Genomic DNA, 24,389 nt, shown 5'->3' on the forward strand with positions numbered 1-24,389 from the left:
TTCGCTGGACCGAGGTTTCGAGATAGATCGCGGCGTGCTCTGGCGTGACCTCGAGCCCGTGCTCGTTCCCGCTCAGCTCGTGTTCGCGATGCTGGGCATGGGCGCGACCATGACCCTCGGGGACTTCCGCGGCATCGTGAAGGATCCGCGCGGGCTCGGCATCGGCCTGGTGCTGCAGGTGGTCTGCGTTCCGCTCATCGCCCTGGCCTTCATTCACGGGTTGGGGCTCGAGAAGGGCTGGGCCGTGGGGCTCTTGCTGGTGAGCGTGGTGCCCGGCGGCGCGTTCTCGAACCTGCTCACGTTCCTGAGCAAGGGGAACGTCGCCCTGAGCATCTCCATCACCACGCTCACCACGCTGGGGTGCATCTTGACCGTACCGCTCGCGCTGCGGTTCGCGGCGGGCACCTTCCTACCGTCGGACTTCGCCTTCCCCGTCGCGCGCATCGTGCGGGAGATCTTCGGCTACCTCTTGGCACCGCTGGCCCTGGGCATGGTGGTTCGCCGAGTGGCGCCGGGGCGCGCCGCTCGTTTCTCCACGTGGTGCATACGCGCGAGCCTGGCGCTGATCTTGGCCATCAGCGTGGGCTCCGTCGGCAGCGGCCGCATCCGTGTGATCGCCTACGGCTGGCAGCCTCCGCTGGTGATCTTCCTCTTCGGCGTCGCGCTCGCGCTGCTCATCCCTCAGCTCAGCCGAATGCTCGGCCGTTACGACGAAGACACCGTCGCCATCGGCCTCGAGGTCACCGTGCGCAACGTGGGCCTCGGACTCTTGCTGGTGCACTTCTTCTTCCCAGGCCAGGAAGCGCAGGGCCACGTGCTCTATTCCGGGCTGTTCTACGCCGGCGTGTCGCCGTTCTTCGCGCTGCCGCTGCTGTTCTTACATCGCCTCGGCCGGGGTGCGGTGCCCTTTCGCAAGCCGCACCCCCGCCCTCAACCCGCGTCGAGCTCGGCGAGCAGCGCCTGAGCCTGCGGGTGATCGGGGTTGTCCGTGAGCGCCTTGGTGACGAGCAAGCGCGCGCGACGCGCGTCGCCCTTGTTGCGGGCGATGAGGGCGAGCTGGAACTGCGCGTGGGCGCGCATCGCGTGGCCCATGTCCGCGGGCTCGCCGTCGGCTCCCGGACGCAGCATGGTCACGGAGCGATAGGCCCGAGCGGCGATCTCTTCGTGGTCCAGATCCAGCGCCAGCTGCCCGAGCTCCAAAGCGATCCGCGGGTTCTTCATGTCCATTTCGAACGCTCGAGTGAGCGATCCGAGGGCGTCGTCCAAGAGGCCTTCTTGAAGCTGAAGCCGTGACATCTCCTGGTACACCGGGGCGAGCTCCGGCATGCGCCGGCCGCGGTTGGCGGCGACCAGATCTCCCAGCAGTGTCATGGCCTCGGTGCCGCGGCCCGTCATCGAGTAGCCGCGAGCCAGAAGCACGATGCCGTCCACGTTCTCGGGACTGAGCCCCCGCGCTTCTTCCAAGATCTGCACCGCGTAGGGCGCGTCGTCCTCGGACGCCAGCAGCAGGGCGCCGGCATGCAGCAGATGGCCGAGGCGTACGCCGACCTGCTGCTCGTTGCGGGCGTCCTCCAGCACCAGCTCTGCGAGCTCTCGGTGCTGCCCCGTGGCTTCGTACATGGCGCGCAAGCGCTCCCGCAGGCGAGTGTCCGCGGGTGCTGCCTTGAGCGCGCGTTCGAGCCCACCGCGTGCATCGGCAAAGCGCCCGGCACGTTCGCAGGCGTCTGCGAGGGCCAGCGCGACGTCCGTGAGCTCCCCGCCCTCCACCAGCGCGATCAGCTTGCGATACGCCGTGGCCGCACCGTCCCAGTGCTCCGTCCGCGCCTCCAGCTCCGCGAGACGGCGCAGGGTCTCGGTGTCCTTGGGGGCCTCGCGAACCAGCTCCCCCAGGCGAGCCCGCGCGCCCTCCACGTCTCCGGCCTGTTCCAAGACGCTCACCAACCAGAGCGACAGCTCCTGGTCGCGTGGCGGCTCCGCTCGCAGCAGCGCCCGTTCCAGGGCGCCGACCAGGGCCTCGGTGACGTTCATGCCCAGGGCTCGCGCTGCTTCCAGCGCTTCGAGCGCCTCGTCGGAACGATCCACGTCGTCCAGAAGCTGCGCCTTGGCGACCAGAAGCTCTCCGTCCACGGCTTCTTCTCCGAGCAGCTCGTCGACGATGGGCAGCGCCTCGGCCTGCTCTCCCGCGTTGCGATGCGCCTCCAACATGCGACCGAGCAGCTCGCGGTCGTCCGGGGCCACGCGGATCGCATCGCGCAACAGCCGGGCAGCGCGGGGGGCGTCGCAGCGCTCCAGCAGGGCGTCGCGGATCTCTACGTGCGTCGGGCAGGCGACGAAACCGAGCTCCAGGGCGCGCTCCGCGCCTTCGTCGTCTCCCTGCTCGTTGCGCATGTCCACCAGCCGCTCGGCCAGCTCCAGCGCGGCTTCACCGCGCTCCACTCGCAGCAGTGCTTCGAGAGCATCGGCGATCAGGAACGCGTCGTCCTTTTGCTCGGCCAGGCGCAAAACGGCGCTCAAGATCTCGCGATCGCTCTTGTCCCAATCGAGCACCGCGAAATACACGTCGAAGGCGTCATCCGGTCGTCCGGCGGCTTCCAAGAGCTTGCCGAGCTTCGAGGACGTCTGCAAAAGCTGTGGAATGTCCTGCCGGTCCTTGGCGGTGTCGATGCGAGTGACCAATAGCGCCGTCAGCTCGTCCTGACGCCCGGCGCGCTCGAGCAAGCTCGAGAGCAGCTCCGCCGCGCGATCCTGCCCAGGATCCTCTTCCAGGATCTCCCGCAAGATGTTGGCCGCTTCGTCGTCCTTGTCGTCGTCCAGCAACAGGTTCGCCTGCTCCAGCCGCAGGCGCGCGCGATCCGAGAGTGAGTCGACCAGCGGGACGGTCTGCGTGATGACCTGGACCAGGCGCTCGGTGTTCCCCAGACTGCGGTACACCTCGAGCAGCGGCTCCCATACTTCGCGATCCGCCGCTTCGCTCTCGAGCAACCGCTCGTAGATGTCTCGGGCTCGCTCCGCCTCGCCCAGCTCCGCGTGGGCGCGGCGCGCGACCTCCAGCAGCACTCCGCGGGCCCGGTCCGGGGGCAGGAACGTGGCGGCCTCCTCGCGCAGCGCGACGGCGCGCCCGACCTCTCCTGCGGCTTCGAGGTGACTCGCCAGCGCTTGCCGCACCCAGGCCGCCTCGTCGTCCGAGAAGGTGACGTCGTCCCCCGCGAGGGCGGCCTCCAAGAGCGAACGCCCCAACTGCGGATCTTCCAGACGCGTCGCCACTTCCACGCCCTCCCGCAGGGCGTCGCTGACGGGTCCGCCGAGGCGCACCACACGCAAGAGGGCGTCGCCCAGGGCGCGGTCGTCTCCCTTCGCCCGGACCACCGCCTCGAAGGCGCGGACCACGCGTTCGTCGCCGGAATCGAGCACCGTGCGGAGCAGCGCCTCGGCGCGCTCCAGGTCCGGGGACAGCTCCAGGGCGCGCTCGAGCACCTCCACGCCGTGCAACCGCGTGTCTTCCGCGGCGAGCCGCACCGCCGCCAGACGATAGAACGGATCGGCCCCCTCGCGACCCGCCTTGGCGCGCGACCAACCCGCCACCCGCCGCTCGAGCACGCGTGCCTCGGCGTCGGCGTCGCCGAGCCAGTCGTACACCTTGCCGAGCGCCGCCCAGGCGCGGTCGTCCTTCGCCTCCGCGCTCTCGAGCTGCTCGTGGATGTGCTGGGCGCGGCGCTGCAGATCCGTCTCCACCGAGGCCAGACCACCGAGGCGTTCCGCGTGCAAAAACGCGAGGTCCGCCAGCGCGCGCGCGGCCTCCGCCGGGCTGTCCGCCCGCTCGAGGCGGGTCTGCACCGCGCGGGCCACGAGATCGTAGCGCTCCCGCGCGCGCATCGCGGACTCGAGGCACGCCGCTTCCCGCGCGCTCTCGAGGGCGGCTTCGAACGCCGACTCCACGAACTCCGCCGCGCGCGTCTCGTCCCCCGAGCGCAGAGCGATGTCGCTGAGATCCAGCAGCGCTTCGGCGCGGCTCGGCGCGTCTTCCTCGTCGGCCCGGCCGAGCACCAACAGCAGCGCGCGGTACATCCGCTCGGCGCGCTCGAGCTGTTCTTCCTCGAAGGCGAGCTTGGCCAGCGCCTGCAGGATCCCGGGATGTGCCGGGTCGATCTTGGTCGCGACGTCGAGCTCGGCGATGGCCTCTGCCCGCCGGTCCGCCGCCAGGGCCACCCGCGCGAGCTGGAAATGCACGAGCGCACGATCCTTGGGTCGCCGAGAACCGTAGCGCTCGATCTGCGCTCGGAGCACGCCGGTCGCGTCCTCGAAGGCCCCCGCCTTGGTGTACGCCTCTGCCAGCGCCAGTCGGATCTTGGGATCGTCTGGATCGATCTCGATGGCCCGAGATAGCAGCGGCACGGCTTCTTGTGGAGCACCGCGGCGATGCACGTGCAGACGCGCGGCCTCTCGGAGATGGCCGAGGCGGCTCTTGTCGTCCGGCGCCTTGGCAGCTTCCTCGGTGAGCAGTCGAGCCAGCGGGCCCCACTCTTCGGCCTCACGATAGAGCTCCGCGAGCCGCGCCCGCACGGCCCCCGCGTCGAGCGCCGTCGTCAGCGCTTGCTCGAGGCGTGCCCGCGCCGTATCGGCATCATCCGAACGCACGTAGGCTTCCGCCAGGGCCAGGGCGCGATCCGCCAGCGCTTCGCGGGACGACTGCGCGCACAGCCACTCGAGGACCTGCGCCGCCTCGGCCCACTCCTCGCGGTCGCGATGGATCTTGGCCAGCGCTTCGAGCGATGCCTCGCCACCCAGGGCGGCGCCCTCGCGGTAGTCGGCCATCGCGCGGTCCACGTCCCGCAAGCGCTGCTCGGCGATGTCGGCCGCCCGAGCCCACAGCGCCGCCGCCGCGGCGGGGCTGCCGAGCGTCACGCGACAGCGTGCCTGCTCCTCCCACAGCGCCGCGAGCTTGGAGTAGGCCTCGGCGTCCTCCAACAGCTTGGCCAGCCGCGTGACCGAGCTCTGGGCGATCTCGTCAGCGGGATCCTCCTCGAACAGATCGCGGAACAGCTCGATGGCGTGGTTCGGATCTCCGACGCGGTCCGACGCGATGCAGGCGGCTTCCCGCAAGTGCGAGCGGCGCTCTTCGCGGGAAAACGGCATCTTGGACGCGTCCAGCAGCAGCCGCACCACGTCGCGATGGCGGCCCTCGTGCGCCAGCTTGCCGGACAGCTCCGACACCGCCCAACGCGCGGCGGTCTCCGGCCCGCTGCCGGGAGCGGCGTGCTCGTCCCAGGCCTCGACCGCCAGAGAGAGCAGACGCTCCGCGAGGGAACGCCCGAGATCGCGGTCGTCGACTTCGGTCGCGGCAACTTCCATCGCCCGCGGCCAGTCCTCGGCCCGCACGAAAGCCGCGAGGCTTGCCGGCAAGTCCCCCGTGCGGCTCTGGTGCACCGCACCGAGATCCGACAACAGCGCGCGTCGCCGCTCGGGATCGTCGTTCCGGCGAACCTCCGCCTCGATCGCCAGCGCCAGCTCGTCGAAGCGCCCTTCGGCGGAGAGCAGCGCGGACAGCGCCTGGAAGCTCTCGTCGTTCACGCCCAGGTCGCGCTCGATGGCCTGCCACAGATCGATGGCACGGCTGGCGTCGCTCAGGCGCTCGGCAACGATGCGCGCGACCGCGACGCGATCGCTGCGCTGGCGTTCTGGATCTTCCGTCAGCTGAGCGCGCTCGGTCAGTGCTTCGACCAGCTCCGCGTGGCGCTGTGCCGCATCCAGGGACGCGACCAGACCGTCCAATGCGTCGGCGTCTCGTGCGTCGTCCGCGAGCCGCACCCGCCAGTTCTTGGTGGCGCGGTCGAAATCCGACAGGCGCTCATGGGCAACGTGCGCAGCGTTGCCGAGCGCCGCGCGACGCCGGTCGGGCTCGCTCTCGAGCTGCGCCAGGCGCTCCAGCACGTCGCACCGCTCGGCCACCCGATCCGTCGCCTCCAGCAGACCATCGAGCTCGCGGGCAGCGCCGAGCGCCGGCTCGCGCCGATCCCCCGCCAGCTCCAGAACCGCTGCGTACAGCTCGATGGCGCCCGCGGCGTCGCGCATCTCGTGCTGTCGCACACCGGCAGCTTCCGTCACCAGGCCGATGCGCTCGTCGATGTCCCCCGAACCGTCCGCGATGGTCACCAGCAGCGAGGCGCGCCTCTCCTGCTCGTCGAGCTGACCGGCGAGCTCCCCGAGCCGCGTCCGGTAGCGCATCTCGCCGGGCGCCAGCGCGACCAGCTGCGCCACGGACTCGAAGGCGCCCGCGGTGTCGTTCAGCTCGCCCAGCCGCAGCTCGACTATGGCCTCGAGACCGGTGATGCGCTCCTCCTTGCTCGCGGCCAGCTCGAGCTCGATCTCCAACATGCGCGCGACGTCCGTCAGGCTGCCTGCCGCCTCGTATTCCTTCTTCAGGAGCTCCGCCGCCGCGTGGCGCACCGATATCGCACGCTGTTTCTTGCCCTTCTTCTTCTTGCCTTCGCCCTCCGGCGCGATGGACGGGGGTGCGATGGAGTCCCGGGCCGCCGGCAGCTGCACCAAGCGCTCGAGCAGATCCCGCACGCTCTGCCCCTGTCCGCCGTCCGCCAGCATGGCGTCGATGAGCTCGAAGGCGGACACCGGATCCGCCAGATCCAGCCACAGCCCGGCGATCCGCGCTCGGAGCTCCGAGAGCTGAGATCCGCTGAGGCTGGGCAAGCGCCCGGAGAGCAGCTGGATGAGCGGCTCCACGTGGCCTTGCCGCTCATACAGGCGCTCGAGGGACGCCTCGATGCGGCCGTCTCCCGGGGACAGCCGATTGAGCTGTTCCAGGTATCCGATGGCGCGCTCGGAGTCGTTGGCGAAATCCTTCGCCGCCATGGACGCTTCGCGCAAGAGCTCCATCTTGGCGCCGTCGTCGTCACTCCGCGTGAGCGCCTCGTCGTAGAGTGCGAACAGCTCGGGCCAACGACCAGACGCGTTGAACGCGAGCTTCAGGCGGTCGAAGGCCCAGGTGGCCGCCGGCGCCAGCGTGAGCACGCGCCGGAGCAGCTCCACGACGCGTTCCTGATCGTCGAACCACTCTTCCGTGAACTCCACCATGCGGCGGCCGAGCTCTTCGGCGATCTCCGGGCTGAGATCGTCGGTGAGGGACGCGGCGTAGGCGTCCGCCACCGGTCCGGGCCGATCCAGGTGGCGAGCGGCGCGTTCGGCCGCCTCCCACAGCGAGTCCTCCGTCGGCCGCTCCTCGGCGCCCCGAAGCGCGATCGCCAAGATGGCTTCGTCGTCTCCGCTCTTGCAGTCGAGGAGATCCGCGAACCACCGCCCGCGGGACTCGGCCAGCTCGTCGAGACCCGCGCTCACCGCGAGCAGGGACTCCAAGACCTCGGCTTTCTCCTCGGGGGTCTCCGCGCTCGCAGCCAAGCGCTCCAGCAGGGCGGCCGCTTTGGGCCGCGCCGTCTCGTAGGCCAGCGCCGTTCGCACCAGCCGCAGGGCGTCGGCGTCTCCAGGGGCCGCGTCGAGAATGGATTCCAGCACGGCGATCGCTTCGTCGGCCCGCTCCAGGCGCTCCAGCAATATGGACGCCATGCTGAGCTCGACGGCCGTCTTCGCTTCCCCTTCGCTGCGCCCGGCGAGCTCCTTCAGCGTGTCCAGCGCGCCCTGGGCGTCGCCGGACACGGCCTGCAGACGCGCGAGCTGGCTCATGGCGTCGGTGCGCTCGGGATCGTGCTCCAGCACCCGTTGATAGACCCGCGCTGCCTCCTCCGGGCTCTCGAAGGTCGTCTCCTCCGCCACCGCCCAGGCCATCAGTACGGTCGTGGGGTCGGCCGCATGAACGGCGCGCCACTCGAACAGCCAGCGTCGATCGGCGACCCGCGCCGGGGTCAGCTCGCCGCCCGCGAGGAACACGTTGAAGGCGTCGGCGATCTGCGGCGAGTCGTCCCCCTCGCCGTGCAACAGGCGCCGGTAGATCTCCGCAACCTCGTCCCGACGGCTGGCATCCCCGGCGAGGATGCGCGCCTTGGCCACCAGCACCTGGCGCACCTTGGGCCCTTCCGAGGGCGCCCGCTCGAGCACCGCGTCGAGCAAGTGCACGAACACGTCTCGAGCCGCGGCGTCGGCCACGCTCGGCTCCAGCGCCAGCACGATACCGGCATGGTCTCGTTCGTCCCCGCCGGCGCCGAGCACCACCGCGAAGGGCTCGGGGATCTTGTGCCACTGCCCCGAGCGCGCGTAGAGCTCCACCAGCCGCCGCGCGGCCTCCGCGTCGTTCGGCGTCACGCCGAGCACGCGCTCGTACAAGCGCCGTGCGCGCTCGTCATCCATTGCCGCTTCGCTGAGCCGCGCACCTTCCAACCACGCGGCGGCGGCACGTTCTCCCTCCCCCAGCTGCTTGGCCAACACCAGGCCGAGCTTCTCGAGCAGCGCGGCGCGTTCTTCCGGCGGCGCCGCCGCCACGCGGCGCTCCAGCACCACCTTCAACGTCTCAGCGTCGTTGTTCGCGTTGGCCAACAGCTCGATGTTCTCGAGCTGTACGTCGTCGAGCTCGGTGGAGGAAAGCAGGTCTCGGTAGTGCGCGAGGGCGCGCAGCGCGTCCCCGGCTTCTGCCGCCACCTCCGCCATGCGCACCAGCGTGGCGATGCGCCGTTCGCCCTCCCACAAAGGCAGCGCCCGCGACAGCTCGCCATACAGCGCGCGCCAATCGCGAGCCGCCGCGAACAGCTCACAGAGCGCTCGGTGCGCGGCGAAGTCCTTCTCGTCGTCGGAGAGCGCCAACTGGTGGGTCTGCACCGCACCGGCCACGTCTCCCAGCTCCTGCTGCAGCGCGGCCATCGCGTGCAAGATCTCCCGGCGTCGGGCCGGCTCGTTGGGACGCTCCAAGGCGGAGCGATAGAGCGCCAGGCGCTCCTCCGGGCTCCCCTGCTGCGCGAGCAGCTCGTCGATGCGACCGAGCAGCTCCGCGCTCGTGGGCTCGAAGGCCAGCGCACGCCGCAGCACCTCCACACCGCCAGCGATATCTCCGCCGGCGACGAGGGCATCGCCGGCCGCTCGAGCCAGCGCCGACAGCTCCGGGTCGTCCACCGGGCGATCTCCCAGCGCTTGCATCAGCGCCGCCGCCCGCGCTTTCGCCGAGCCCACCTGCTCGGCGATCTCCTGCACCCGGCCGAGCCAGTACGCAATGCGATCCCGGGCTCCATCGACGCTCGCGGCCAGCGCCTCGGTGGCCAGGGCGAGCGCCCGCTCGGGCTCGTCGAGCACCCCCGCGGCAATGCTCACGGCCTCGTCCAGGCTCGCGATGCGATCCGCCGGGTACTCCGCCAGCGCTGCCTTGGTCTCGAGCACGCGCACCAACCCCGTGCCCGGTTCTTCCGCCCGGAAGATGGGCTCGAGCACCTGAGCAGCCTCGGCGCGGGCGCCCTCGTTCGACAGCAGCTTTTCCACGGCGGCGCGCGTGCCCTTGTCGGACGGATCCGCAGCCAGAGCGCGCTGATAGGCCGCCAGCGCTCCAGCGATGTCGTCCAAGCGAGTCAGGCGCACCTGCGCCAACCGCCCGAGCACCTGCGCCTGTTCCTCCGGCGGCGCGATCTCCACCTCGCGCTCGAGCACCCACGCCAGCTCCTTCCACTGCTTTTCCTGCTCGAGTAGCGGAATCATCCGGGCATGCGCTTCGCGCGTGGAACCATATTGGGCGATCAGCGCCCGCCACGCCCCCAGCGCCGCCGCGCGATCGCGCCCCGCCGTGGTCCGCAGCTCCGCCGCGCGGAACGCGAGCTGTCGAGCTTCTTCCGGATCGCGCACGCGCTGGGCGCGCCGCTCGATCACTTCGATCAGCCGTTCGGTGTCGCCGCTCGCTTCGTACAGCGTGGACAGCCGCCGCAGGGCTTCGTCCGCCCAGGGCGAGTCCACCAGCCCTTGCCAGGCGTGGATCGCCCGCGCGCTGTCGTCGATCTCGCCTTCTGCGAGCTTGGCCAAGCGGCGCGCCGCCGCATGCCGCAGCTCGGGGTTCGACTCCAAGCGCACGGAGACCTCCAGCGCCGCCGCCAACGCATGCAGGTTGCCGCTCTCGGCGTGCAGGTCGGCGAGATGGCGCGCCGCGACCAGCATCGCGCGCTCGTCCTCGCCGCCATCGAGCACCTGCTGGAATGCGGCCTCGGCGCGCTTCACGTCGCCGCTGCGCAGGTACACCGTGCCGATCTCGGCCCCGACCCGGGAGCGGACCGCCGGGTCCTTGCAGCTGCCCAGCGCCCGGGTCAGGAGCCGCGCGGCTTCCGTGGGCTGCTCCAAGGACAGCGCCAGCTCCACGTAGGCGCGGCGGCCCTCGTCGTCTCCGGGGTCTGCGCTCACCACCGGGCCGAGGAGCTCGAACGCCCCTGCCGGGTCGCCCTGATCGCGGCGGATCAGCGCCAAGCGCCGCTGCACTTCCATGCGCCGCGGACCACGCGCCAGCTTGAGCTCCATGTTGAGCATCGCGGCGGCCCGCTCCGAGAGTCCCAGCTTGTCGTACGCGTCCGACAGCGCCGCGGCCGCGCGCGCCGCAACCGCACGGTTTTCGACCAGCGCTTCGGCGACGTCCATGGCCAAGGCGTGGCCAGGCTCGCGCAGAAGCAGCGCTTCCACGTGAGGGATGGCGCGATGCGGCTCGCGCACGTCGTTGGTGTACAGCTCCACCAAGCGGTTCTGGATCCGCGCCGCGTCTTCGTCGGAGACGGGCGGCTCGCGCAGCAGCGCTTGCTCCAGCACCTTCGCCGCCTCGCGGGGCTTGCCGGCGGCAATCAGCCGAGCTTCGAGATCTCCCAGCGCCCGCGCGTCGCTCGGATCGAGCCGCAAGATCCGCTGACACACGTCGATGGCCAGCGCATCGGAATCACCTTGACCATCGAGCAACTCCAGGGCCCGCCGCAGTCGAGCGAGCTGGCTCTCCGGCTCCCGCTCGTGTCCCGCCAAGTCCGCTTGCAGCTTGGCCAGACGACCCCGATCGCCGGTCTCGACGAGGAGCGCCTCCATCCGCTCGATCACGCCAGGAGCTCCCGGCGCCACCGTCAGCGCCCGCTCTGCATAGGCGATGGCGCCATCTGGATCACCGAAGTCGTCGGCGAAGAAGCCGACCGCATGTAGGAACACCTCCGCCTGGTGCTCCGGCGACAGCAGCTTGATCCGGCGATCCTGCGCCAAGTGCTCGTATGCAAAGGCAAGTTCCGCCAGCTTGTCGTCCCGCTCGGCGCTGCGGTGGAGCTTCGCCCACAGCTCGGGGTGGGGTTGGCCCTTGGCGGCTGCCGTGACGAGCGCGTCGAGCACCGGATCCGGCGACTCGAGCGGTTGGTCGAGCAGCCCATCGAGCTCCTCGATTCGCAGTACCCTCTTCGGTGAGTTCATGACCCTCGCGTCTCCCCGGCCGGGGTCAATAACGCTAACAGACTCGCGAGCTTTCTGGACGTTGTCTCGTCTCACCGATGAGGGGCTGTGGCGCATCGCAGCAATCTCGGAAAAGGCCGAAGGGGAGCGGGTGCGAGGATGTGTCCAGAGGTAGGTGCGCGCAGTGATGTCTGATCGGTCCACCCATAGCGAGGGCGCGCTAGCGTGGGCCCATGTTCGAAACCGCGGAGCTCTCGAGGACCCTCGACAAGAAGGAATACGAACGGCTGAGTGAGACGCTGAGAACGCGACTGCTCGAGCTGCAGCACCGGCTGGTCCAGGATCCGAAGTTCTCGGTCGTCATCTTGATCGGCGGCGTGGAAGGCGCCGGCAAGGGCGAGCTCTTGAATCTGCTCTTCGAGTGGATGGACGCTCGCCACCTCGCCACCCGCGCCTTCGGCTTGCCGACGGAAGAAGAGGCCGAGCGCCCCGAGTACTGGCGCTATTGGATGGCGCTTCCCCCCAAGGGCCAGGTCGCGGTGTACCTCGGCTCCTGGTACACGGCGCCGATCGTTTCGCGGGTGATGGGCGATAGCACCGACGCCGAGCTGGACTCCGCCATGCAGCGGGCCGCGGACTTCGAGCGCTCTCTGGCCAACGACGGCACCTTGATCATCAAACTGTGGCTCCACATCAGCGAGAAGGAGCAGAAGCGTCGATTCAAGGAGCTATCCAAGTCCAAGCGCACCGCCTGGCGCGTCACCAAGGACGACTGGAAGAAGCACTCCCACTACGACGAGTTCCGCAAGGTGTGCGAGCGCGCCATTCGCCACACCAGCACGGGCCAGTGTCCCTGGACGGTGATCGAAGGCACCGACGCCCGATACCGTAACGCCACCGCCGCCCAACACATCGTGGATCGCCTGACCGAGCGCCTGGACGCTCCCGCCGTGGAAGGCGTGCGCCAGGCCGCGGACCCCAACATGCCGGACCCCGAGACGGTGCTCGACACGTTGGATCTCGAGCAGAAGCTCGACCCGGCGACCTACGAAGAGCGCCTGGAAGAGCTGCAGGCGCGTATGAACGCCCTCAGCCGCAAGCTCCGCAAGAAGAAGCGGAGCCTCACCCTCGTCTTCGAGGGCTGGGACGCCGGCGGCAAGGGTGGCGCCATTCGCCGCATCACCCGCGCCCTGGACGCCCGCCAGTACCGCGTGATCTCCGTCGCCGCCCCCACCGACGAAGAGCGCGCGCACCACTACCTGTGGCGTTTCTGGCGTCACATCCCTCGCCGCGGCCAAGTCACCATCTACGACCGCAGCTGGTACGGCCGCGTGCTGGTGGAGCGCATCGAAGGCTTCGCTACCGAAAGCGAGTGGAAGCGCGCCTACAAGGAGATCGACGACTTCGAAGAGCAGCTCGTCGACCACGGCATCATCGTCGTGAAGTATTGGCTCCACATCAGCCGCGACGAACAGCTCGCGCGCTTCGAGGCCCGCGAACGTGAAGCCTGGAAGCACCACAAGATCGGGCCGGAGGATTTCCGCAACCGCGAGAAGTGGAACGCCTACGAAGCCGCCGCCAACGAGATGATCGAACGCACCAGCACGGAGTTTTCCCCCTGGGTCCTGGTGGAAGCCGAGGACAAGCGCTTCGCTCGCATCAAAGTCCTCGAGACGTGCTGCGAAAGTATCGAGAAGGCCCTTTGAATTTGGTTGTTGGCCCGGCGCGATCCCCGTCGCGCGTCCCATGTACAATCCACAGCACGTTGGCCACTCAGCTTCCATGACCGACCCGGCCCCGCGCTTGCTCCACGCCCTCGCGCGTCGCGGCTGGACGGTGCGCCGCTCAGCAGTCCCACGCCCGCTGCTGCCCGAGGCCGTCGCGTCCCGCTATTCCGATCTTCCCCCCAGCCTCACGGCATTCCTCGCTGGGCTCGACCTGTGCCGGAGTCCAGACGACACGGCCTGGTTCCTGACCGCCGACGACTACGCCCGGGTTGAAGGGCCCGGCTTCCGTTGGAACGAGCTAGAGCTCATGGCCCTCGAAGCGTGCGAAGACGACGCGGACGCCCAACGCGAGATTGCGGCGTTCTGGGATCGTCACTTCCCGTTCTTACTCGCAGTGCACTCGGACTACGACTATCTCGCGGTCCGGATAGCGGACGGCGCCATCGTCCACGGCTTCGCCCCAGAGTGGGAAGATCCCTCTCCTATCGCGCTCAGCTTCTCGGACTTCGCCCTGGACTTCGCGCGCGCCGCCTCCGGCAACGCCCCGTTCCCCCTCTCGATCTTCCTCGGCCCGCGCTAGGGTGCACGGCGGCGGTCACGACATCTCCCCACCAGACGCGAGGCGGGCCGCAGTACCATGCCTGCGCATGGCAGAGTTCCGAACGTTGCGTGGCTTCACGGCCGGCGCCGAAGCGAGCGAACCTGAGCGCTACGCGTTCTCCGCAACCCTGCGGGTCTCCGGAGACGACTTGGACTTCGCTGCCATCCAGGCAGCGCTCGGCCATTCAGCAACGTCGTCCTACCGCAAGGGCCACCGGCGAGGCCCACGGTCTCCAGAAGCGCGCCACGACATGTGGCAGCTGGCGTCGGACCTTCCTGAAGACCGCCCCCTGCACGAGCACATCGATCGCGTGTGGAGCCAGGTCCGGCACGCCACGGCATTCCTCATCGCACTGAAGCGCAGCGCCAAGGTCGACGTCTTTCTCGGCTACAGCTCCAACATCGACCACGCCGGCTTCGAGATCCCCCACACCAGCCTCGAGATCTTCCGAGCACTAGAAATACCGTTGGGCGTATCGATCGTGATCGTCTGACGCTTTGCCCTCTTCGCCCACGACGAGCAGGCAGATGAAAGAACCGGATCTCACCCCGTACTCCCGCGCAGCGTTCGACGCCCTCGGCGTCGACACACCCGCGGCCCGAGCTCACGCCGACGCCCTTGCCCATGCCGTGATCCTCAAGTTGCATTGCCTGCTGCGAGCCGAAGTGCAGAGGGTCGCGGACGAGCTCAACGCCCTTGGGCATGATCTTCGTCCCGAGGGAGACTCCCAACCCGGAGAGTACTGCTACCGCGACGAATCACCCACGGGCCCATGCCGCCTCCGCCTCGCGTTCGACATCACCGTGTCCACCGGCTACGCGCACCTCACAGAGCCCGAGAGCTGAGCCCGACGCGAGCCGAGGAGCACGGATGTTCGTCTTGGTTCGGAAAATCTCGCCGTACAGCGGAAGCGCTCTCCTGCTCGGCGTCTTCCGCTCCGCCGCTCGTGCCGAAGAGCAGCGCAGCCGCTATCTTCAAGGCGTCGTGCACAGTGGCAACGACCCGTGGGCCCAGCAGGCCTACCACGAGGTGACGGATGGCGACGTGACCACAGTGGAGCCGCCGGCACCCGATCTCCCCACGCCCTCGCAGCACGTCTATGTCGTCAGCGCCTACGCCGAAGCCTTTGGCCAAGTCGTTCGCACGTTCGAAGGGTTGTTCGATACCCACTCCGCCGCCGAGGCCTTTGGCCTCGAGCTCGAAGCCAAGAACGATGAACCGTTCGCCTTTGGCTACGGCACCGCTCTCGTCCCCATCGACGAGCTCTCACCCGATCCCAACGGCTATCCGGATCTCGAGACGGACGATTTCGAGTGACTCGCACCACGCGATCCCCATCCTTCTGCTCCACTTCCCACGCGGCCGACGGGAATCGCCGTCCCACTCTTGGCCGGAGCTCTGAGTAGTGACCCACGAAACCCAGCTCCGAGAGGACGACCAGCTCGTGGAACGTCGTCCGACAGCTGACGGCCAACGGCAGTTCCCCTCAGGGCTCTGTGCTGACGTCGCCACTCCTCCCCCGCGTTCCGCTCCACTACTTCCGCTGGCGCGCGTCCGCCACAACATCGCCGTCACGTCACCACCACCGCCCTCGCATCCGCTTCCGCACGCGCATCCGCATCCGGATCCGCATCCCGCATCCGCATCCCGCATCCGCCCCCGGATCCCCATTCGCGTCCGGGTCCGCCCCCGCTCTCCGCCGGCTCTACTTCACGCTCACCCGAACGGCGGCCCCGTCCTTCACGAGCTCTTTCAAGTCGCCTTTGGCGACCTGCTTGTCGATCTTCACCGTCGCATGGCCGCAAGCGACGGCCGTCACCTGCACGGTGCCGAGCTCCTTCCCATCGACGCTGACACGCCCACGCGCCCCTGCACGGATCCATGGCGTGCGCGGCAGCGCGACCTCGAGCACCTTTCCGTCGAGCCGTTCGGCCGTACCCTCGAGGACTGCCTCGGCGGAAGACGTCTTCGCCGCTCCACTCCCCTTGTAGCAAGCGGCGACGCTGCCCACCTTGGTCCCGCAAAAGAGCCCCTGCTCGGGCGCCGCGGTGAGATTCTTCAGCGTCACCAGCCGCTCCGGCGTCTTGTCGCCGGGATACGCCCCGCCGTTCGCGAGCACGAAGTCGTTCGTCAGGTACACGGCTGAATACATCGGGCCGCTGACCAGGGCGGAGCCGCAGAACACGCCGTTGTCGAGAGTGAGCTCCCCGACGATGGTGCCCGCCTTGCCGATGGTCGTCCCGAAGAGACGATGGCCATCCGGGGAAAACGCCAGCGGATCGGACTCCACGGTGAAGACTCCCAGGTCGCGCGAGCCCTTCCGGGAGAACAGCCGAACGGTGGGCGGCCGCTCCTGACCCGCCTTGTGGGAGAACTGGTGGCGAAGGGCCAGCGTCTCGCCGTCAGGGCCGTAGGCCGCATAGGTGGGACGGCCGCCGAGATCGAGCTCGATGGTGCGCGAGACCTTCCACGACTTGGTGTCGAAAACCCGCACCTCGTCCTTGCGAACCAAGGCCAAACGTCCGCGGGCGAAGGCGGCGACCAGATAGTCCGGATCCTTCTCACCCTTCTCTGCGACCTTCGTCACCTTCGCGCCGTCGAGGTCCACCAACTCGCCAAACCAGCGGTTCATCAGGAGCACCTGCTGGTCGTCCAGGAAGAACAGCGATGGGCCATCGCGGAAACCTTCGGAGGCTTCGACCTTGACGCGCTTCAGCTCCTGCCCGTCCTTTGCCGAGAGCAACCGGACGTACTTGTTGCCGTGCTGGCTACCGGCGACCGCCACGTTCCCGTTGGGCGCGATGGCAACCGTGTGGCTGACCCACCCGTCCTCGGTCGGCAGGTCCCACGCGAGCGAGTAGCCGGCGACCTCCGCGGGCAGCTCCGCCTTCGGCTTGGGCTCGGGCTTTGCCTCTGGCGCTGGCGCGCTTTGGACCACCGGCGGCGGCGCCGCCGGTTCCTCCGGCGGCATCGGTGCGACGGGCTCGCTGCGAGGGGTGCCGCCACAGGACCAGAGACCGAGAGCCAAAATGGGAAACAGCGCCTTCGAGTGCATCGGGCCGGGACTATACGGTGGGATCCCAAGAGCCCCATGGTGAAATCCGTGCGCGACGGGTATCGCGCCGCACCGACAAAGGAAGCCGGTCAACGCGGGGCGCGCGTGAGAGTGCTCTGCCCTGGGGCGACGACGCTCAGCCAATAGACGCAGCTGTCGTCCACGGCGATGGCATGGGTGAAGGCGCCGGCCTCCAGCGGATGAAGCGCGACGGGCTCCCCGTCCGCGCCGAGCTTGAAGATGGCTCCTCCGGTGGTCCACTCCGCCCAGTACAGCTCGCCCCGAGAAACGGCGAAGTCGCTGGGAGCGCGGTTCACCAAGATCTCGGCTTCGCCACCGGGGGCGATGCGCCCGATGAGCCCCTTCGGATCGCCCAGCCCCTCGTCGGCAAAGTACAGCGTGTCGCCATCGAGCCGCAGCTGGTCCGACCCGCGCGGAGAAAGCTCGGCGCGCAGGGCCGGCGTCCCTCCCTGCTTGGGCGCACTCCAGATGCTCGAGCCTTCCGCCCAGAACAGCTCCGTGCTGGTGACAGCCACGTTCTTCCAGGTGATGTAGCTCTTCGGAGGAGCGACGATGTCCAGCGCCGTCGCGGGCCCACCCGGTTTGGGCTGCCGTCGCCAGCTGCCGTCCACGAAGGAGTATGCGTAGCTCGCGTCCACGGCGAGCTGATGCGTGACTTCCACGTCTCCCCACGAGATCTTGCGCGGCACGCCACCGCTCCGCGGGACGGCAAACGCGTAGGGAAAGCCGCGGAAGTAGATGCCGCTGCCGTCCACGACGGGCCCGTAGGGGCCGTCGTGGGAGCCGGGGTGCGCAGCTTCGGACGCGTTCCACTGGGCGTTGGTGATGAGCACCTTCGGGGTGCCGAACGTCTTGGGCACGGCCACCATGGTGCCGGGGGTGACGCTCGCGACGTAGATCTGCGAGCCGTACGCGACGATCTCACCGACGTACGGCAGCTTCATGCTGACCGGCGGATCTCCCGGGGAGCACAGGGGCACAGCCTGCGTGGTCGACGAATCGTCGAGCAAGTCGCTGCGACTGCCGCAGCCCAGCAGGCAAACCGCGACGCCGACGTAGAGGGACGAAAAGAATCGCATCCGTGCCTCGCTGCGCGACGGGCATCGCGCCGCACCGACAAAAGCAGACTACTTGGTTCCGTACAGGCGGTCCCCAGCGTCGCCCAAGCCAGGCAGGATGTAGCCGTGCTCGTTCAAGCGATCGTCGATGGCGGGCGTGTAGATGGGCACGTCCGGGTGGTGCTCGTGGAAGGTCTTGATGCCCTCCGGAGCCGCCAACAGGCACATGTATTTGATGCTCTTGGGCCGCGTCTGCTTCACCCGCTCGATGGCCGCCACGGCGGAGTTACCCGTCGCCAGCATGGGATCCATCAGGATCACGTCGCGATCCTCCATCTCGCTGGGCAGCTTGAAATAGTACTCCACGGGGATCAGCGTCTTTGGATCGCGGTACAGCCCGATGTGACCGACGCGTGCCGAGGGTATGATGCGCAGCACGCCGTCGAGCATGCCGGTGCCGGCACGCAGCACGCTCACCAGCACGATCTTCTTGCCTTCCAGCACGTGGCCCTGCATGGGCATGAGCGGTGTTTCCACCTCTTCCATCACCGTCGGCAGATCCCGCGTGACCTCGTAGGCCATGAGCATGGACAGCTCTTGGAGCAGGTTGCGGAAGGTGTACGTGCTGGTGTCCTTCTTCCGCATCAACGTGAGCTTGTGCTGAACCAGCGGGTGCTCGATGACGATGACCTTCTTCGATTCCATCTTCGCTTCCTTCTGATCTCAGAACACGGTTCCGTCGCTGACGATGGCGATGGGCGGCGCGCCGTCGCTGCGGCGCTCGAGCGCCACCTCGCGACCGGCGTGCCAGGTGCCGCCTTCGAGCACCTTGGCCAGCGGCAACGCCTGGGCATCCACTCCCAGCCGCTCGCGCACCCGCGCGGCGGTACGATCCAAGAGCGCAATGGTGAGGGCGCGCCACTCCACCACGGGCTCGTCTCCCGGAGCGTGCCGAACGCGGGTGAGCTCCTCGTGCTTGGGCCTGAGCACGCCCATGTCCACGAAGAGTCCGCCATTGCGGTACTCCGCGAGCCCCGTGAGCCGATCGAGCTCCACCACGCGCAAGCCCAGCTCCTCCAGAGGCTCCACCAGCGAGTAACTGAGCCACTGCGAGAGCTTGTGCAGCGGCACCAACCCCGCGCTCGGCCCCTCGCCGCCGGCCTTGGGGTGCGGCCACACGTCCCCGAGCCCCACGCCGCCCAGGGACAAGCGCCCGGGCCAGATGGGCGAGAGTCCATCGAGCACGGCCGCCAGGATCTCCGCGGCCGGCAGCACTCCGCCCCCGTTCGCGCGCTCCACGAGGTGATCCACCAGGCCGCCGATGCGCGCATCGCTCCCGAACAGATCCGATCGCGCGCGCAGCGCTCGACCCAAGGCCCGCATCAGCTCCACGCGCCCGCCGAGGCCCACCAGGGGATTCTCGGCGCTCACCTGAAACGCTTCCGCGAGCGCCGCCTCTTCGAGCTGCTCGAGTCCTTCCGCGTCGGCCCGCAGCGGCTCGTCTTTGTTCGGCGAGAACGCGCCGCGCACGAAGGCGTGGAAGCTCGCCACCGCCAGGCCTTCGGAGCGCGCGAGCACCGCGCGGGTGCCGCTCTCGCGATAACGCCAGGCAGCGCCGGCTCCCGCATCGAGCAGCACGCTCACCACCACCAGATCGAACAGCGTGCGCGCCCGCTCCCGAGCGTCGAGTCGCGCCAGGAGCGGCTCGATGCTGGCCAGGCGGTCCTCGCCGTGGGCGCGAAAATGCCCCCAGCGGCTGTGATACGGGATGGCGCGGTCGGGGTAGTTCCGCTCGATCACCGAAAGCACCCGCTCCGTCACGCCATCTAAGGCGGCGAGGTCGAGGGCGAAGTGCTCGAGGCGGTCCTGCTCCGCCGCGTGAAACACGTTCTCCGCGCGCTCGCGGATCGTCTCGGGGGCACGCAGCCGCTCGAGGGCTGCGCTTTCCGTATCCGTCGGCACTCCGCGTTACTCCGAGAGCGCCCGGCCCTTGGCCTTCTTGAGCTCGGACTCGTTCGGGATCTCACCGTCGGTGTAGTAGCCGGCCGCCATCTTGGCGTCCATCTCCACGCGCGCGTCCGGCGGAACCAGCTCGTCGGGGATGCGCACTCGATCACCGATCTCGATGCCCGAGCGCACCACGGCGTCGTGCTTCATGTTGCTCATCGAGATGAAACGGTCGATGCGCCGAATGCCCATCCAGTGGAGCACGTCCGGCATCAGCTCCTGGAAGCGCATGTCTTGAACGCCGGCCACGCACTCCGTCCGGGCGAAGTACTGGTCCGCGCGATCCCCGCCTTCTTGGCGCTTGCGCGCGTTGTACACCAGGAACTTGGTGACCTCGCCGAGGGCCCGGCCCTCCTTGCGGAAGTAGACGATGAAACCCACGCCGCCTTCCTGCGCCGCGCGGATGCACTCCTCCACGCCGTGCGCCAGGTAGGGTCGACAGGTGCAGATGTCGGAGCCGAACACGTCCGACCCGTTGCACTCGTCGTGAACCCGGCCGGTGTGCGAAACGCCGGGTTTTCCCAGCTTCTCGATGTCACCGAAGACGTACAAGGTCTGTCCGCCGATGGGTGGCAAGAACACTTCCAGGTCACCCCGGGTGACGAGCTCCGGGAACATGCCGCCGGTCTGCTCGAACAGCGTGCGGCGGAGCGTCGGCTCGTCGGTCCCGAAGCGCCTGGCCACGCCCGGCAGAAACCACACCGGCTCGATCGCCGCCTTCGTCACCTGACAGTCCCCGGCGTTCTTGAGGATCGTGCCGTCGGGCAGCAGGCGTCCGGCGTCCACTGCATCGCGGATCTCCGGCATGTGCAGGTGCGCCTGCGTGATCGCGATCGTGGGCCGCACGTCGAAGCCGTCCGCGATGAAGTCCGCAAACACTTCCTGCACGCGCGCTCCCCACGGATCGATGCTCACGATCTTTTCGGGATCCGCCCACTGCTCGTTGGGACCGATCACCGCCGTGGGATTCGTGTTGGTCAGATCCGCGCGGTGATCCGCATCGAGGGCTCCGGCAGCGATCGCCAGCGCGCGATACACGGCATAGGAGCCCGAGTGCGTGCCGATGGCGTTTCTACGCTCGCGCTCCGTGAGCGTCGCCACGATCGGCCCGCGACGTTTCGGATCCGCGTCGCCCCAATGGATCGGCAGTGGCGGTGGACCGTGAGTACCAGGATGTGAAGTGAGCGCGATGGATTGATACGGTTTCTTCGGCGCCATGAAAGGTCTGTGGTTCCCCTCGCCCGCCCCTGAGGAAGACGGTCGATTAAGCCCAAAAAGGCGCGCTCCGTCCACGAAAGCGACGCATTATCGTCCTGGGTCGCTCATTTCGCAGGGATGTTGGTCCGGCGCGATGCCCGGCGCAGCGCGTCGAAGCTCAGTAGCCGAGGTCCGGCTGGGGGCTCGCGGAGCCCTTCGGCGCGGGCCCGTCGGGCCAGGGGTTCTCCGGCGCCGTGGGCGCGCTGGCGTTGGGCCACGGCGCCTCCGGCGAGCTGGCGGCCGTGGGCGGCTTCCAGGGGTAGACCGGCGCGGGCGAAGTCGCCCAGTGGCTCTCGCTCGGGTAGCCGCGCGGCGCGCGGCAACGCAAGAGCACGTGGTCCTTCGATTGGCTCATGGTCGGATACAGGGCGTAGCCCGCCGGGCAGGTGCGCCCGGCGATCTCGTAACAGGCGCCCTCGTCACCGTCGCAGCTCACGAACAGCATCGGGGAACCGTCCGGTCCAATCACGCGGCGTACGGCTGGCGTGGGAACACACGATGCGAAGCACACTGCGAATAGCAGCGCTCTAGCGGCAAACACGATTCTTACCCGCGACCTTGGCGCGGTAGAGCGCCTCGTCCGCGCGTTGGAACAGCGACGCGGCATCCTGCGCGTTCTCGGGAAACCCTGCCACGCCGATGGAGATCCCGGGATGCAGCGGGATCCCCTCTCGCTCGAAGTGATGCGCATTGACGGCCGCGCGGATTTCCTCCGCCACCTGTGCGCCGGTTTCGGCGCCGAACCCGGACAGCGCTGCCAGGTATTCGTCGCCCCCGAAGCGGCACGCGATCCCACGGCTGCCGAGCACGGAGCCGATCACGCGCCCCGCCTCACCAATCACGTAGGCGCCGAAGAGATGCCCGTGGGTGTCGTTGATGCCCTTCACGCCGTCCAGGTCCATGACCAAGAGTGCCACGGAGCTGCCGTGGTTCCGCGCAGCGTCGATCATCGGAGCGAGCTCTGCGTCGAACTTGCGCCGCACGTAGAGGCCGGACAGATCGTCGATGTTCAGCAGACGCTCGACGACCTGGTTCATGGCCTGGGCGGCGCCGTCTTGCAGCTCCAGACGCACCACGGTGGAGCCGAAGACCAGCGTGTCCCCCGGCCGCACCAGCGCGTCGTTCACGTGCTCACCGTTGAGCATCACGCCATTGGTGCTGCCCAGGTCCACGATGGCCCAGCCGTCCCCGCGGTCCTCGAGGCGCGCGTGCTGCCAGGAGACGAGGCCGTCCGACAGACACAAGGCCGCCGCGGGATCGCGCCCGACGATCACGGTGCGATCCATCACCACCCGGCGCCCCACGTCGTGCTCGCCCCCCGTCATCACCACCAGCACCGGCCGGTGGGGCGCCTTCACCCGGCGGAGCACCTCCGACGAGACCGCCGCATCCGCCTTCAGCGTGCGCGGAGCACCTGCGGGACGCTGACCACCTGCCGGATCGGACACGACCCGGAGGATACCACGCAGCGCCTCAGCGCCGAGGGCCCACCGGCCGGACGCGAGAACGACCGGGTTTGGGCTGGCTTCGCGGCGGGACCAGACAGCCCGGACGACGTCCGATGAGGTCACGACGCCCTGCGGCGATCAGCGCCTCCCGCGCGAGGGGCCACTTGTCTTCGTCCCACCAGTACAAGAGCGCCTTGAGGCGCTTCTTGTCGCGCAGGTCTCGCACCACCGGCACCGTCTCGCCCGTCAGCGGGTCGATGCCGGTGAAATACATGGTGGTGGCGATGGCCATCGGCGTGGGGATGAACTCCTGCACCTGCCGCGGCCGCATTCCGTTCTGCTTCAGCCACAGGGCGAGCTCGATGGTATCCGCGAAGGTCGACCCCGGATGGCCGACGATGAAGTACGGCACCAGATACTGCTCCTTGCCCGCCTTCTCGCTGGCCTGACAGAACGCTTGGGCAAAGCGCTCGTAGCTCTGGATCGCCGGCTTCTTCATGTGCCGCAGCACGTCTTCGTTCGTGTGCTCCGGCGCGACGGAAAGCTGGCCGCCGGTGTGGTGCTCCGCCAGCTCGCGGATGAAGCTGGGGCTCTTCTCGGCCAGGTCGTAGCGGACGCCAGAGGCGATGAAGACCTTCTTGATGCCCGGCTCCGTGCGCACCTTGCGCATCAGCTTCACCAGCGGATCGTGATCGGTGATCAGGTTCTCGCATACCTTCGGGTGCACGCAGGAGAGCCGCCGACAGGCCTGCTCGATGCGCTCGTCCTTGCAGCGCAGCTTGTACATGTTGGCGGTGGGCCCGCCCAGATCCGTGAGCACGCCGGAGAAGCCCTCCATGCGCGAGAGCTGGCGCACCTCCCGGAGCACGCTTTGCTCCGAGCGGCTCTGAATGATGCGGCCTTCGTGCTCCGTGATGCTGCAGAAGGTGCAGCCCCCGAAACAGCCGCGCATGGTGACGACGGAGTCCTTCACCGTGTCGAAGGCCGGGATGCGCGCAGCGCCGTAGGAGAAATGCGGGCGTCGGGCGAAGGGCAGATCGTAGAGGGCGTCCATCTCGCCCTCGTCCAGCGGCAGCGCCGGCGGGTTCATTACCACCGCCTCCTGACCGAACACCTGGATCATGCGGCGCGCGTTGCCAGGGTTCGTTTCCAGCTGGAACTCCCGGCTCATGCGCGCGAAAGCGCGGGGATCGGCGCTCACCTCCTCGAAGGACGGCAACACCAGCGTCTTGCCGTCCGTGACGTGGCGGCTCGGGTCAGCCGTGAACGCCTCGAAGCTCCGAGGGTGCCCCAGGCGGTAGGCGGTGCCGCGAATGTCGCGCAGGTCGCTCACCGCTTCGCCGGCTTGCAGGCGCCGCGCGATCTCCCAGGCGGCGCGCTCGCCCATGCCGAACACGAGCAAATCCGCCTTGGAGTCGAGCAGCACGGAGCGACGGAGCGCGTCGGACCAGTAGTCGTAGTGGGCGATGCGGCGGAGCGAGGCCTCGATGCCGCCCAGCACCACCGGCAGCCCGGGAAACGCACGGCGACACAGGCTGGCGTACACGATACTGGCGCGATTCGGCCGCATGCCGGTGCGCCCGTCGGGGGAGTACTGGTCCTCGCTGCGCGTCTTCTTCTGCGCCGTGAGCTTGTTCAGCATGCTGTCGAGGTTGCCGGCACTGACGCCGACGAACAGCCGCGGCCGCCCCATGCGGAGCACGTCCGCGGTGTCTTCCCAGCGGGGTTGCGCCACGATGCCGACGCGATAGCCGCGTCCCTCGAGAAATCGCGCGACGAGCACGGGGCCGAACGCCGGGTGATCCACGTACGCATCCCCCGTGACGATCAGGACGTCGAGCTCGTCCCAGCCCCGCGCCTCCATCTCTTCACGAGTGG

At 68.8% G+C, this 24,389-nt stretch carries 15 protein-coding genes; 6 read left to right on the top strand and 9 right to left on the bottom strand.

The features are described from left to right. The first annotated feature begins 34 nt into the window (after positions 1-34). A complete protein-coding gene (locus tag H6717_29365) occupies positions 35-964 on the top strand; it encodes a bile acid:sodium symporter family protein (GenBank protein MCB9581174.1) in 930 nt (309 codons plus the stop codon). On the opposite strand, the gene H6717_29370 is transcribed toward H6717_29365, so the two are convergent. Then, the gene (locus H6717_29370; protein MCB9581175.1) at positions 931-11,358 is read right to left on the bottom strand and encodes a tetratricopeptide repeat protein; all 10,428 of its coding nucleotides are present in this window, start codon (positions 11,356-11,358) and stop codon (positions 931-933) included. The genes H6717_29365 and H6717_29370 overlap by 34 nt on opposite strands. A 212-nt stretch (positions 11,359-11,570) precedes the next feature. Between H6717_29370 and pap the strand changes: the two genes are divergently transcribed. The 5 genes from pap (at position 11,571) to H6717_29395 (ending at position 14,982) form a co-directional block, all read left to right on the top strand. Next, positions 11,571-13,043 (top strand): polyphosphate:AMP phosphotransferase, encoded by a 1,473-nt coding sequence (pap, locus tag H6717_29375; GenBank protein MCB9581176.1) that lies wholly within the window; start codon positions 11,571-11,573, stop codon positions 13,041-13,043. A gap of 76 nt (positions 13,044-13,119) precedes the next feature. Continuing rightward, on the top strand, positions 13,120-13,644 hold the full coding sequence (locus tag H6717_29380) for an SMI1/KNR4 family protein (GenBank protein MCB9581177.1): 525 nt from the start codon (positions 13,120-13,122) through the stop codon (positions 13,642-13,644). 67 nt (positions 13,645-13,711) lie between these two features. After that, positions 13,712-14,158 carry a DUF4279 domain-containing protein gene (locus H6717_29385; GenBank protein MCB9581178.1) on the top strand — a complete coding sequence of 149 codons (447 nt, stop codon included), beginning with the start codon at positions 13,712-13,714 and terminating at the stop codon, positions 14,156-14,158. Positions 14,159-14,192: 34 nt separating this feature from the next. After that, positions 14,193-14,510 (top strand): hypothetical protein, encoded by a 318-nt coding sequence (locus H6717_29390; protein ID MCB9581179.1) that lies wholly within the window; start codon positions 14,193-14,195, stop codon positions 14,508-14,510. Between the two features lie 25 nt (positions 14,511-14,535). Further along, entirely contained in the window at positions 14,536-14,982 is a 447-nt protein-coding gene (locus H6717_29395) for a hypothetical protein (GenBank protein MCB9581180.1), read from the top strand. 388 nt (positions 14,983-15,370) lie between these two features. Here H6717_29395 and H6717_29400 read toward each other — a convergent pair whose 3' ends face one another. The 8 genes from H6717_29400 to H6717_29435 all read right to left on the bottom strand — a co-directional run bounded on the left by H6717_29400 (position 15,371) and on the right by H6717_29435 (position 24,375). Next, entirely contained in the window at positions 15,371-16,720 is a 1,350-nt protein-coding gene (locus H6717_29400) for a hypothetical protein (protein ID MCB9581181.1), read from the bottom strand. 89 nt (positions 16,721-16,809) lie between these two features. Further along, the gene (locus tag H6717_29405) at positions 16,810-17,820 is read right to left on the bottom strand and encodes a hypothetical protein (protein MCB9581182.1); all 1,011 of its coding nucleotides are present in this window, start codon (positions 17,818-17,820) and stop codon (positions 16,810-16,812) included. 48 nt (positions 17,821-17,868) lie between these two features. Next, the gene (upp, locus tag H6717_29410) at positions 17,869-18,504 is read right to left on the bottom strand and encodes a uracil phosphoribosyltransferase (GenBank protein ID MCB9581183.1); all 636 of its coding nucleotides are present in this window, start codon (positions 18,502-18,504) and stop codon (positions 17,869-17,871) included. Between the two features lie 18 nt (positions 18,505-18,522). Further along, positions 18,523-19,761: a URC4/urg3 family protein gene (locus tag H6717_29415; GenBank protein MCB9581184.1), complete on the bottom strand. Its 1,239-nt coding sequence runs from the start codon at positions 19,759-19,761 to the stop codon at positions 18,523-18,525. A 6-nt stretch (positions 19,762-19,767) separates the two neighbouring features. Next, entirely contained in the window at positions 19,768-21,024 is a 1,257-nt protein-coding gene (locus H6717_29420; GenBank protein MCB9581185.1) for a GTP cyclohydrolase II, read from the bottom strand. A gap of 157 nt (positions 21,025-21,181) precedes the next feature. Further along, on the bottom strand, positions 21,182-21,508 hold the full coding sequence (locus H6717_29425; protein MCB9581186.1) for a hypothetical protein: 327 nt from the start codon (positions 21,506-21,508) through the stop codon (positions 21,182-21,184). Positions 21,509-21,590: 82 nt separating this feature from the next. Further along, on the bottom strand, positions 21,591-22,511 hold the full coding sequence (locus H6717_29430) for a GGDEF domain-containing protein (GenBank protein ID MCB9581187.1): 921 nt from the start codon (positions 22,509-22,511) through the stop codon (positions 21,591-21,593). A 25-nt stretch (positions 22,512-22,536) separates the two neighbouring features. After that, positions 22,537-24,375 (bottom strand): YgiQ family radical SAM protein, encoded by a 1,839-nt coding sequence (locus H6717_29435; protein ID MCB9581188.1) that lies wholly within the window; start codon positions 24,373-24,375, stop codon positions 22,537-22,539. Positions 24,376-24,389 lie beyond the last annotated feature (14 nt).

The organism is Polyangiaceae bacterium, from assembly GCA_020633235.1.
In the GTDB taxonomy this organism is placed as follows: domain Bacteria; phylum Myxococcota_A; class Polyangia; order Polyangiales; family Polyangiaceae; genus JACKEA01.